The 12,956-nt window shown below is 46.4% G+C and carries 10 protein-coding genes; 6 read left to right on the top strand and 4 right to left on the bottom strand.

Going from position 1 to position 12,956, the window contains the following annotated elements; translation table 11 throughout:
- The first annotated feature begins 28 nt into the window (after positions 1-28).
- Positions 29-946, top strand: a complete 918-nt coding sequence (locus R7Q11_RS10190; protein WP_005379283.1) for a bifunctional GNAT family N-acetyltransferase/hotdog fold thioesterase — start codon at positions 29-31, stop codon at positions 944-946.
- Here the strand turns inward: R7Q11_RS10190 and R7Q11_RS10185 are convergent.
- The 4 genes from R7Q11_RS10185 to hslR all read right to left on the bottom strand — a co-directional run bounded on the left by R7Q11_RS10185 (position 932) and on the right by hslR (position 6,498).
- Positions 932-3,049, bottom strand: a complete 2,118-nt coding sequence (locus tag R7Q11_RS10185; protein ID WP_225466418.1) for an AsmA family protein — start codon at positions 3,047-3,049, stop codon at positions 932-934. The two genes, R7Q11_RS10190 and R7Q11_RS10185, sit on opposite strands and share 15 nt — an antisense overlap.
- A gap of 190 nt (positions 3,050-3,239) precedes the next feature.
- Entirely contained in the window at positions 3,240-4,868 is a 1,629-nt protein-coding gene (gene pckA, locus R7Q11_RS10180; RefSeq protein ID WP_225466417.1) for a phosphoenolpyruvate carboxykinase (ATP), read from the bottom strand.
- Between the two features lie 336 nt (positions 4,869-5,204).
- Complete coding sequence (gene hslO / locus R7Q11_RS10175; protein WP_031780788.1) at positions 5,205-6,080, bottom strand: Hsp33 family molecular chaperone HslO; 876 nt, start codon at positions 6,078-6,080, stop codon at positions 5,205-5,207.
- Positions 6,081-6,111: 31 nt separating this feature from the next.
- Positions 6,112-6,498 (bottom strand): ribosome-associated heat shock protein Hsp15, encoded by a 387-nt coding sequence (gene hslR, locus R7Q11_RS10170; RefSeq protein WP_005379292.1) that lies wholly within the window; start codon positions 6,496-6,498, stop codon positions 6,112-6,114.
- A 253-nt stretch (positions 6,499-6,751) separates the two neighbouring features.
- On the opposite strand from hslR, the gene gspC reads away from it, so the two are divergent.
- The 5 genes from gspC to gspG are packed head-to-tail and all read left to right on the top strand — an operon-like array spanning position 6,752 to position 12,955.
- Positions 6,752-7,678, top strand: a complete 927-nt coding sequence (gene gspC, locus R7Q11_RS10165; RefSeq protein ID WP_005379294.1) for a type II secretion system protein GspC — start codon at positions 6,752-6,754, stop codon at positions 7,676-7,678.
- Between the two features lie 36 nt (positions 7,679-7,714).
- Positions 7,715-9,733: a type II secretion system secretin GspD gene (gene gspD, locus R7Q11_RS10160; protein WP_005379295.1), complete on the top strand. Its 2,019-nt coding sequence runs from the start codon at positions 7,715-7,717 to the stop codon at positions 9,731-9,733.
- Positions 9,733-11,235 carry a type II secretion system ATPase GspE gene (gspE, locus tag R7Q11_RS10155; protein WP_005379296.1) on the top strand — a complete coding sequence of 501 codons (1,503 nt, stop codon included), beginning with the start codon at positions 9,733-9,735 and terminating at the stop codon, positions 11,233-11,235. The genes gspD and gspE overlap by 1 nt, the downstream gene beginning before the upstream one ends.
- Entirely contained in the window at positions 11,235-12,452 is a 1,218-nt protein-coding gene (gene gspF / locus R7Q11_RS10150) for a type II secretion system inner membrane protein GspF (RefSeq protein WP_225466416.1), read from the top strand. The genes gspE and gspF overlap by 1 nt, the downstream gene beginning before the upstream one ends.
- Positions 12,453-12,511: 59 nt before the next feature.
- A complete protein-coding gene (gene gspG, locus R7Q11_RS10145) occupies positions 12,512-12,955 on the top strand; it encodes a type II secretion system major pseudopilin GspG (protein WP_005379298.1) in 444 nt (147 codons plus the stop codon).
- Position 12,956 lies beyond the last annotated feature (1 nt).

Below are 12,956 nucleotides of genomic sequence, written 5' to 3'. Positions count from 1 at the left end.
ATTAGTGTTGTGCTTTCAAAGGATTGATATGTTCAAACTCATTACTCCCAAAACCGATAATCAGATAAACAAGTATTATCAGTTTCGCTGGCAACTGCTTCGTGAGCCATGGCGTATGCCGATCGGCTCAGAGCGCGATGAATACGACGAAATGAGCCATCACCGCATGATTGTTGATGGTCGAGGTCGTCCTATGGCGATTGGCCGTTTATACATTACACCGGATAATGATGGCCAGATCCGCTACATGGCGGTTAAAAATAATCGCCGTAGCAAAGGAATGGGTTCGCTGGTTTTGGTTGCACTAGAGTCGTTAGCGCGCCAAGAAGGAGCGAAACGCTTGGTGTGTAATGCCCGTGAAGATGCCATCGCCTTTTATGAAAAAAATGGCTTTGAGCGTCGAGGCGAGCTAACCGATGAGCGTGGCCCTGTGCGCCATCAGCAAATGGTGAAGCAACTGGATCCGATGGCCAATGTGTTACGTCGCCCTGAATGGTGTACTGAGCTTCAACAGCGCTGGGAGCAACAAATCCCAATTAGCGACAAAATGGGGATCAAAATTAATCAGTACACGGGTTACCAGTTTGAATGCTGTGCGCAGCTTAATCCTAACCTTAATCCGCATAACACCATGTTCGCCGGGTCAGCTTTTACCTTAGCAACCTTGACAGGGTGGGGGATGACGTGGCTGCTGCTTAAAGAGCGTGGGTTGCACGGTGATATTGTGTTGGCCGACAGCTCTATTCGTTATCGTCAACCAGTCGAACAAAACCCCGTGGCGAGTACTTCGTTGGATGGGATCAGTGGTGACCTAGACCGATTGGAGTCGGGACGCAAAGCACGCATCGTTATTCACGTAGTGATTTATAGTGGTGACACGCCAGCTGTGGATTTTGTCGGTACCTATATGCTGATACCGAACTACTCGCAGTTACTCAGTTGCTGATGGGGTAAGCGCCGACTGATCTGCTGGGCGCTTATCTGTTTCACCTTCTTGCTCTGTCGGTGAGAGGGTTTGTTCTGCTGCGGAATTCGTGTCGGGTACTTCATCTTCTTCGATAACTTCTTCGTAAAGCTCTTCCTCTTGAGTCTCCAAATTGATGTTATCAATTACGATTGGCTGCTCGATGGAAGGTTCATTTTTCTGTGGAGTCTCAATATCAGTAGGCTCGGCCAGTTTTGATGCGTTCACGCACTCATTACGGTGGGTTTCGCCACTTAGTAGATCGCCTTCAATGTTTCCGCACGACTCTTCCAATTGATAAGTAATGCCACTTAGCGGGTTGTTGGCCATATCAAATGTTCCCCAAACCTTACCACTTATGGCTTTTCCTGAGATGGTGACCGGCGTTATGGCAACTTCCCCTCGTTGCGCGCTTAAACGCAGTGGACTTAAGGTAATGGCTTTGAGCGAATGATCCGCTTGGGACTTCAAGCGGGTATCTCGGAGATTGGCTTCCACTTCACCCGATAAGCTGTAGGCCAGCATGTTGCGATCACCTGATAACCCTTGTAGATCGAGGCTGAGATCGGAAAAACCATCAATAGCCAGTGTGTCGGGTAAAAAATAATCGTGGAAGAGCGATAAGGGAATACCATCAGCATTGACGTTGAGCGCCCAAGGTTGGCTCGGGGTACTCAAATCTATTTGTCCGATGCCTTCTACGTAGCCTTGCTCGAGTGGCGCAAAAAGGCGAGTCAATTGCCAAAAGCCATCTTTGCTTTGCATGGCAAGTGCTGCGTGAGACGTGAGTATTTGGTCATAGCTGGCGTTGACAACGCTGACTTCCAATTCGCCTTGCCAAAGGCCCCAACGTTGAGCAGACTGTTTAATATCAAGCTGTTGCCCTTCGATATTTAAACCGGAAAGTTGCCAATAAGGTTCGTGAGATAGCTGGATAATTTGGCTGCGCTCAATGTCGAGTCGTTCGATTGCAACATGCTCTAACTCGCTGGTGGCGGCGTGCCACCAATTTAGGTTGTCTTCTGGCTGTGTTGCCCACTTGAGGCCTTGAATAGAGGCTTCTTTGAGCTTCCATTGTGTTGGCGTGAACAATCCAGAAACTTGCACTCGACCTTGCTGCCAATCTAAGCTGAGCTCGTTGAGCTGGATTACTCCTGGCTCGATAGCGGCACTCAAACGTGGCTCTATTGCGGTTTGCTGCTGGAATCGAACGCTATCCGCCTGCAATGACACTTGAGCTTTTGTCTTCCAGAGAGACAGTGGCAGCGTGGCGTTTTCCACAGAAAGATCCAAGTTCTGCCAGTGCCAGTCGCCCCATTCAATATCGGCGTTAAGCAAATCTAAGCTATTAATATGATTAATGCTAAATGGTAGATCGTGCCAAGGTTTTGCAAGCAGTGATTGGCGCTGCGTATTACTCAGTTTCAGCTTGTTGATGGTCACATTTACTAAAGACCAGCCTTGAGGATACTGCTCCCCTTGCCCAGATATTTGACTGTTACGCCAGTTAAAAGAGGTGCCATAAAGCGTACTGTCTTGCGGTTTGTAGTCTATATCGACTAAGACTTGATTAAAGGCTTCGCCATTCCAATAGAGTTGGTCAGCTGCAAGTTGAACTTCGCCATATGGTATTAAATGACCATTCCATTGTGGTGATTGAATTTGAAGGTCAATGCCATTGGCAGAGAACTGCTCGTCGGCGTAATCAATATTTTTGAGCGCGATTTGATGGAATAAAACGTTGTCTAAAGGTGGGAGCTTTGGTGCGCCATACTGCAAGCTCATACCATCAATCAATAAACTATCAACGATCCATTTACCATCGCGATAAACATCGGGATTCATCCATAAATCGACTTGCTCGATGTAAGACGCATCGTCTCCGCTGGTGTTCACGCGTTGTAAAGTTAGGTGATAGGGAAAGTCATAACGCACGCTTCCGGCCCGGAAGGGAAGAGAAAAGGTGTTTGACAGCAAGCGCCAGGTTGCGTCCGCGTAAGATGTTGTTAGCAGCGCAATCGTAGCGGCCGGAATGGCAACTAAGATAACCAGTAACAGAAGTAGAACTCGACGCGCTGTTTTCATCTTTGCTAGAACCTACGTGTGTTATTAAATAAAACTAGATAGGCTTTAGCTTGTATCAATATTCTGTGGTATTCAATAAAAAGCCCCTCAAAAGAGGGGCTTGAAGCAATTTTTGTAACTTGGCCTACGTAAAGGTGATAAGTTAATGCCAACTTTTCACTGAGCTTACGCGACGTCGCGGTTACTCGATTTAATCAATCTGAGGACCAGCCGCAACCAGAGATTTACCTTCAGCGTTGTCTGTGTACTTATCAAAGTTATTGATAAAGCGCGCTGCTAAATCTTTCGCTTTGCTTTCCCACTGAAGTGGGTCAACGTACGTGTCGCGAGGGTCTAGAATGCTTGGATCCACACCTGGTAGTGACGTTGGTACTTCAAGATTGAAGATAGGAATGTGCTTAGTTGGTGCATCTTCAATCGAACCATCAAGAATGGCATCAATAATTCCGCGTGTATCTTGAATAGAGATACGTTTGCCAGTGCCGTTCCAACCAGTATTCACTAGGTAAGCCTCAGCGCCCGCTGCTTCCATGCGTTTTACCAGTACTTCCGCGTATTTTGTTGGGTGGAGCGTTAGGAACGCCGCGCCGAAACAAGCAGAGAAAGTTGGTGTTGGCTCAGTAATACCGCGCTCTGTTCCCGCTAGTTTGGCGGTAAAGCCAGACAGGAAGTGGTACTTAGTTTGCTCGGGTGTCAATTTAGATACTGGAGGCAGTACGCCAAATGCATCGGCTGATAGGAAGATCACTTTATTCGCGTGACCGCCTTTTGATACTGGCTTAACGATATTATCGATATGGTAGATAGGGTAAGAAACACGTGTGTTTTCTGTTTTCGAACCATCATCAAAGTCGATAGAACCATCGCCACGTACTGTTACGTTTTCTAGCAGTGCATCACGACGAATTGCATTGTAGATGTCCGGCTCTGCTTCTTTCGAAAGTTTGATGGTTTTTGCGTAACAACCACCTTCGAAGTTGAAGACACCGTCATCATCCCAGCCGTGCTCATCATCACCAATTAGCGCGCGTTTAGGATCAGTCGACAGGGTCGTTTTACCCGTACCAGATAGACCGAAGAATACCGCTACATCGCCATCTTTGCCCATGTTAGCGCTACAGTGCATTGATGCGATGTCTTTTAGTGGAAGGAAGTAGTTCATCATGGCGAACATACCTTTCTTCATTTCACCGCCGTACCAAGTACCACCGATAAGTTGCATGCGCTCGGTTAGGTTAAATACGGTGAAGTTTTCTGAGTTCAGGCCTTGCTCTTCCCATTTTGGATTAGTGCATTTTGCGCCATTCATTACTACGAAGTCTGGTTCAAATATCGCTAACTCTTCTTCCGTCGGGCGAATAAACATGTTTTTAACGAAGTGCGCTTGCCATGCGACTTCTGTGATAACACGAATGCTCAAACGTGTATCTGGGTTTGCACCACAGTAACCGTCAACAACAAACAAGCGTTTGTTAGAAAGCTGGTTTGTGACCAGTTCTTTTAGCTCGTCCCACACTTCAGGAGTGATTGGTTTGTTATCATTTTTCACTTGATCAGACGTCCACCACATATGTTCTTCTGTCGTAGCGTCTTTGACGATATATTTATCTTTTGGTGAGCGACCAGTAAAGATGCCAGTGTCAACGGCAACCGCACCTAGTTCAGTAACCACGCCGCGCTCATAACCGGTTAGGTCTTCACGCGTTTCTTCCTCAAACAACATTTCGTAGCTTGGGTTGCGAATAACCTCTTTTACGTTATGCAGTCCGTGCTTGGTTAGATCAAGTGTTGCAGCCTTAGTATGTTCCATAACGGTCATAGGTGCTCCTTATAAGGATTTTGTAGGGATTTTGTAAGAATGTTTTAATTTTAATCTGCTCACCATGCTAGCAACGGGGCGGGGAGAAAACAGGGAGATAGCTCAAAATTTACCCATGATTTCAATAAGGTTTTAGGTAACCCGTCACATATTGGTGGGAATAGTCTATCGTGCACGCAATCCTTTGCGCTAGGGCAAAATCATTATTAATTGTTTAAAATTAAGCAGTTGTTTTATTACGCTTGAGGCTAGTTATTACGAGGGGTTGATCACAAAAAGGCCAGCATTAAGCTGGCCTTTTGTAGGGTAAATTACGTGCTTGATAAGCTATGTAAATTAATGCAGGGTTTTCTTGTCTGTAGAAGCTTGTGCATACAGTTCAGTGACTTCAGATTCGTCGAACGTATAAGTTGTGCCACAGTAATCACAATGTAAAGAAACTGATCCAACTTCTGCCAAAATGTCATAAATTTCAGCTTTCTCAACGGTGATGATTGCTGCACCGCTACGCTCACGAGAACAGCCACAATGGAACTCGACAGGTTGCGGCTCGTACAGACGTACTTTGTCTTGGTTATATAGTCGATACAATAACTCGTTCGCTTCTAAACCAAACAATTCTTCATCTTTTACTGTGTCAGTGAGCTGCTCTAGATGTTCGAAATCATCTGGAGAGCCAGTGCCGTCAGGGATCACTTGAATCAACATACCTGCTGCGTGTGCTTTGCCTTCATGCTCACCAGTGCGGATCCATAGGCGCGTTTTTAACTGCTCTGAGTTTGCAAAGTAGCCTTCTAGCACTTCTGCTAAAGTGTCACCTTCTAATCCAACGACGCCTTGGTAACGCTCGCCGTTTTTCGGTTCGATGGTGATCACAAGGTAGCCCTTACCCATTAGATCGTGAATGTTTGCGTCATCGGCAATATCGCCTTCCCAGCGAGCTACGCCACGAACACGTTGGTTATGGTCACCGTTGATAACGGCAAGAGACACAGGACCGTCGCCTTGTAGCTGGATGGTGATCGAACCTTCGAACTTAAGAGTGGCAGTTAAAAGAGTAGTTGAAACGAGTAGCTCACCCAGCAGTTTCTCTATTGCTGCCGGATATTCCTTGCTGGAGATAACACGTTGGTACGCTTCATCCAATTGTACCAACTCGCCACGTACTGAAAGATCTTCGAATAGGTAGCGGTTTAAAACATTATTTGCCATGGAGTGCTTTCCTCGTTGGTAATTCCGGCTTTTATTGGTGTTTGAACTTAATGATGTCTCGGCGCTGCTTTTTATCTGGGCGGCGTTCCGGACTTGGGTTGTGGGCATTAAGCTTACGTTGAGTCGCGTGTTCCTCACGTTTCGCGATACTCTCATTGGTTTCGCGATATAAGGTTTGTGCGATGGGAGCGCCTCGGCGTTGATCTGAGATTTGTTCGATTATCACGATTTTTTCTTCGTTGCCTTGACGAAGTCTGACTTCAGCGCCCACTTCAACGATTTTACTCGGCTTGCTTCGTTGGCCATTATAGTGGACTTTACCGCCATCGACCATGTTACGCGCGATGGAGCGGGTTTTGTAAAATCTTGCGGCCCATAGCCATTTATCTAGCCTAACGGCTTCATTTAGGGAACTCATAGAACACTACGCTATCTAATCACTGCCCGAATACAGCAATGAGTGATGGATTATTCACCTACAGATGGAGTCAAGGCGTATTTTTTTCAAGGGAGTTGGCAAAAACTGCATAAGAAAAAGGTATGAAAGACAACTTGTGATATAGTTCACTGCTCTTTGTTGAGTAATAATTTTATTGCAAATTTAGCAATTTAAAGTCGATAGCTATCGTTATAGCTTAAATGACGGACGTTAGAATAAAGGAATCCATTCAGTGAAACGTTTAGAGCTAAGTGCAGGATTATCAAGCAGACCGCTACTGGCTCAGATCAAGTCCAATCATTATACCATTCAAGCCAAACTTAGCTTGTTGCTTACCTGTCTGTTTATTGCGATAACCGGATGGATACTTGGCAAAATTGTGTGGTTAGCCATACCTCAATCGTCGGAAGTGCCGCAATGGCGTCCATCGGCGAGTAGCGTTGCTGCGAGCAATAAAGGCGACGCGATAGATTTTAATGCCCTTCAGAATGCCAACCTATTCGGTAAATACACTGAGCAAAAAGCGGCGGTTGTAGAACAGCCTATTGTTAAAGACGCCCCTAAGACGCGCCTTAACCTTACGCTGGTCGGTGCGGTTGCAAGTAGTGATGCCAACACCAGCCTTGCTGTTATTGCTAACCGAGGTAAGCAAGCTACGTACGGTTTGGGTGAAGAAATCGAAGGGACACGTGCGACACTAAAAGCGGTATTGGTGGATCGCGTCATCATTGATAACCAAGGTCGAGACGAGACCTTAATGATGGAAGGTATAGAATATAAGAAGCTATCTGAATCGCCGCAGGTAGCTAGGGCGCAAGCTCAGCGAGCAGAAGCAGCGACGTCTGACGTTGGAGAGAAATTAGAGCAAATCCGCGAGGAAATTGCGAAAGATCCACAAAGCGTTTTTAAATACATCACCATTTCACCCGTCAAAAAAGACGGAGACATTGTTGGTTATCGAGTATCACCTGGTCGTGATGCCGCATTATTTAATGATGTAGGACTACAACCTGGCGATATTGCGGTTCAACTGAACGGGATCGATTTAAGTGACCCGTCTTCTTCAGTACAACTGATGCAAGTGATGAGCGATCCGCAAGAATTAAATTTAACTGTTGAGCGAGACGGCCAACAGTACGATATCTATATCCAATTGTAAGACTTAGGCAACCGGCGTAAGTTCAGGGAGACATACGTGAAACATTGGTTCAGCAAAAGTGCTTGGCTACTAGCAGGAAGTTTACTCTGCGTACCAGGTGCAATGGCAAACGAATTTAGTGCGAGCTTTAAAGGCACTGATATTCAAGAATTCATCAACATAGTGGGTCGTAACCTCGAAAAGACCATCATTGTTGATCCTTCAGTACGCGGTAAAATCGATGTCCGCAGCTATGACGTTCTTAACGAAGAGCAATACTACAGCTTTTTCCTTAATGTCCTTGAAGTATACGGTTACGCAGTCGTAGAAATGGACAATGGGGTACTTAAGGTTATCAAAGCAAAAGACTCAAAAACCTCAGCAATCCCTGTGTTAGGTGATGGCAGCGCGCAAGGCGATAGTGTTATCACTCGAGTTGTCGCGGTGCGTAATGTGTCGGTTCGAGAGTTGTCTCCTCTACTTCGTCAACTGATTGATAATGCCGGTGCCGGTAACGTGGTTCATTATGATCCAGCGAATATTATCTTGATTACTGGTCGTGCGGCAGTAGTGAATCGCTTAGCAGAGATCATCAAGCGTGTTGACCAAGCCGGTGATAAAGAAATTGAATTGGTGGAGCTGCGTAATGCATCTGCTGCTGAAATGGTACGCATTGTCGAAGCACTGAATAAAAGTGCGAATCAGAAAAGCACGCCAGAGTTCCTTGAACCTAAAATTGTGGCCGATGAACGTACTAACGCGATTTTAATTTCTGGTGATCCAAAAGTAAGAGCCCGCTTGAAACGTTTGATTCGTCAACTTGATGTTGAAATGGCGACAAAAGGTAACAACCGAGTTGTGTACCTGAAAAATGCGAAAGCTGAAGACTTGGTGGATGTATTGAAAGGTGTTTCCGATAACCTGCAAGCTGAAAAGCAAGCCGGTCAGAAAACATCAGGTGCATCGCGTGGTGAGGTCGTCATTGCTGCTCACGCTGCAACTAACTCGTTAGTTTTAACAGCGCCGCCAGATATTATGATGGCATTACAAGACGTCATTTCTCAACTCGATATTCGTCGTGCTCAGGTTCTTATTGAAGCGTTAATTGTCGAAATGTCTGAAGGTGATGGTATTAACCTAGGTGTTCAGTGGGGTTCGTTAGAAACGGGTGCTGTAATTCAGTACGGTAACTCAGGAGCCCCGATTGGTCAGGTGATGGTTGGTCTAGAAGAAGCAAAAGATCAAACCCGAACTGAATACTATACCAACTCTAATGGCGAACGAACGCCATATGATGTTACTGAATCAGGTGACTACTCTACGCTAGCGTCAGCACTTAGCGGAGTAAATGGTGCGGCAATGAGTATTGTCATGGGTGACTGGACAGCGCTAATTAGTGCTGTTGCTTCTGACTCCAACTCAAACATTCTATCTTCTCCGAGTATTACCGTAATGGATAATGGCGAAGCATCATTTATTGTGGGTGAAGAGGTTCCGGTTATTACGGGCTCTACGGCTGGCTCAAACAACGACAACCCATTCCAAACGGTTGACCGTAAAGAAGTCGGTATCAAACTCAAAGTAGTGCCACAAATTAACGAAGGTGACTCTGTACAGTTAAACATTGAACAAGAAGTTTCCAACGTATTAGGCGCAAACGGTGCGGTTGACGTTCGCTTTGCTAAACGACAGTTAAACACCTCTGTCATGATCCAAGATGGTCAGATGTTGGTTCTTGGTGGTTTGGTCGATGAACGCGCACTTGAAAGTGAGTCTAAAGTGCCGCTATTGGGTGACATTCCGGTACTTGGCCATCTGTTCAAGTCAACTAGCACGCAAACAGAAAAACGTAACTTGATGGTGTTCATCAAGCCGACGATTATTCGCGATGGTGTGACGGCCGACGGTATTACGCAGCGTAAATACAACTTTATTCGCGCAGAACAGCTTTACAAAGCGGATCAAGGTTTGAAGTTGATGGCTGACGAGAAGATCCCGGTTATGCCTGCCTTTGGCCAGGAGCGTCAGCACCCAACAGAGATTCAAGCGTTTATTGATCAAATGGAAAACAACTAATGGTTGATATGTTAGACACAGCGCCAAGTATGCGTCGTCTGCCATTCAGTTTTGCCAACCGCTTTAAACTGGTGCTGGAGACAGAGCATCCTGAGCGTCCACCTATTCTTTACTATGTCGAGCCGCTTAACCCTGCGGCTCTGGTTGAAGTCCGTCGTGTATTAAAGAAAAGCTTCGTACCGCAACCTATCGATAAAGAAGCCTTTGATAAAAAGCTGACTGAAGCATATCAACGCGACTCGTCTGAAGCGCGTCAGTTGATGGAAGATATTGGTGCTGATAGCGATGATTTCTTCTCTTTGGCTGAAGAACTGCCGCATGATGAAGACTTATTAGAATCGGAAGACGATGCGCCAATCATCAAATTGATCAACGCCATGTTGGGCGAAGCGATCAAAGAAGGTGCGTCGGATATTCATATTGAGACGTTCGAGAAAACCCTTTCGATTCGTTTCCGTGTCGATGGCGTATTGCGTGAAGTTCTGACCCCAAGTCGTAAGCTAGCGCCTTTGCTGGTTTCTCGTGTGAAGGTTATGGCTAAACTAGATATCGCAGAAAAGCGTGTGCCTCAAGATGGCCGTATTTCGTTGCGTATCGGTGGTCGTGCGGTGGACGTGCGTGTATCGACGATGCCGTCCTCTCATGGGGAGCGCGTGGTAATGCGTCTGTTGGATAAAAACGCGACTCGTCTTGATTTACATAGTTTGGGCATGACCCCTTCAGTGCATGACAACTTCCGTCACTTGATTGGCCGCCCTCACGGTATCATCTTGGTGACGGGCCCGACAGGTTCTGGTAAATCCACCACCTTGTACGCTGGCTTGCAAGAGATCAATAGCAACGAACGCAACATTCTAACGGTTGAAGACCCGATCGAATTTGATATTGATGGCATCGGTCAAACTCAGGTGAACCCAAAGGTCGACATGACGTTTGCGCGCGGCTTGCGTGCCATTCTGCGTCAGGACCCGGATGTGGTGATGGTCGGTGAGATCCGTGACTTAGAAACCGCACAAATTGCAGTGCAAGCGTCCTTAACGGGTCACTTGGTAATGTCGACTCTCCACACCAACACCGCAGTGGGTGCGATTACGCGTCTACGTGATATGGGTATTGAGCCATTCCTTATTTCTTCTTCGTTATTAGGGGTGCTAGCGCAGCGCTTAGTTCGAACGCTTTGTCCAAGCTGTAAAGAGCCGTATGAAGCCGATGCGGAACAGAAAAAACTGTTTGGTATGGAAGCGCATGAACCGTTAGAACTGCACCGAGCAAAAGGCTGTGAAGCGTGTAACCAAAAAGGCTACCGAGGTCGAACAGGTATCCACGAGCTCATTATGGTCGATGAGCAAGTGCAAGAGTTGATTCATCGAGAGTCTGGTGAACAAGAAATTGAGAGAGCCGTTCGCGCCCATACGCCAAGTATTCGCAGTGATGGTTTAAGCAAAGTACGTCGTGGTATTACGTCACTTGAAGAAGTGATGCGAGTGACGAAGGAAACCTAATGGCGGCATTTGAGTACAAAGCGCTAGATGCAAAAGGCAAGCATAAAAAAGGCACGATAGAAGGGGACAACGCCCGACAAGTGCGCCAGCGACTCAAAGAGCAAGGGATGATCCCGATTGAAGTGGTCGAGACGAAAGCTAAATCGGCTAAGTCTTCAGGTTCAGTCAGCTTTAAGCGCGGCATCTCGACATCTGAGCTGGCACTCATCACACGGCAATTGTCTACGCTAGTCCAATCAGGAATGCCTTTGGAAGAGTGTTTGCGTGCGGTCTCTGAGCAGGCTGAAAAGCCGAGGATTCGTTCTATGTTGGCTGCGGTTCGCTCGAAAGTAACCGAGGGTTATCCGCTCGCCGACAGTTTTGCCGATTACCCACACGTGTTTGATGAACTGTACCGCTCCATGGTTGCGGCGGGCGAAAAATCAGGTCACCTCGATACCGTATTAGAGCGTTTGGCAGACTATGTCGAAAACCGCCAAAAGATGCGATCTAAATTGCTTCAAGCAATGATTTATCCTGTAGTTTTGGTGGTATTCGCGGTTGTCATCGTTTCGTTCTTATTGGCGACAGTGGTTCCTAAAATCATTGAACCCATCATTCAGATGGGCCAAGAGTTACCTCAATCGACGCAATTTTTACTGGCAGCCAGTGATTTTGTGCAAGGTTGGGGGCTGATTATTTTCGTTGTGCTGGTGGCGCTTTTCTATGGCCTCAAACTGGCGTTGCAAAAGCCAGACTTTCGCTTAGCTTGGGACAGAAAAATCTTGAGCTTACCGCTAATAGGTAAGATCTCTCGAGGTTTGAATACCGCACGATTCGCGCGAACACTTTCGATCTGTACTTCCAGTGCGATTCCAATTCTCGAGGGTATGCGCGTTGCGGTAGATGTTATGTCTAACCGTTATGTGAAGCAGCAAGTGTTGCTTGCAGCGGATAACGTTCGAGAGGGCGCTAGTTTGCGTAAGGCGTTGGACCAAACCCGCTTGTTTCCACCAATGATGCTACACATGATCGCCAGTGGTGAGCAAAGTGGTGAATTAGAGAGCATGTTGACGCGGGCTGCCGATAACCAAGATCAAAACTTTGAATCAACAGTCAATATTGCTCTGGGGGTGTTTACTCCTGCGCTGATTGCATTAATGGCTGGATTAGTGTTGTTCATTGTGATGGCGACCTTGATGCCAATGCTAGAAATGAATAATTTGATGAGCGGATAATTTCGAATTAAGACGTGTCTACTAACGGCATGGCTTTAATCTAACTTTCGGAGAAAAAAATGAAGTTTAAGCGTAGTAAACAACAGGGTTTTACACTTTTAGAAGTGATGGTTGTTGTCGTTATCCTTGGTATTTTGGCAAGTTTCGTTGTTCCAAACCTATTGGGTAACAAAGAGAAGGCTGACCAACAAAAAGCGATTACGGACATCGTAGCGCTGGAAAATGCCCTAGATATGTACAAGTTGGATAACAGCGTTTACCCAACAACGGACCAAGGTCTAGAAGCATTGGTTAGCAAGCCATCTAACCCAGAGCCACGCAATTACCGTGATGGTGGTTACATCAAACGTCTTCCTAATGACCCTTGGGGCAACCAGTACCAATACTTAAGCCCAGGTGATAACGGTACAATCGATATCTTCACTCTAGGCGCAGATGGCCAAGAGGGTGGAGAAGGTCCAGCTGCAGATATTGGCAACTGGAACATGCAAGACTTCCAATAAT

The sequence above is a fragment of the Vibrio sp. 970 genome (assembly GCF_033339075.1).
The sequence above is the reverse complement of the archived record's forward strand: the minus strand, read 5'-3'. Positions and strand labels throughout refer to the sequence as shown.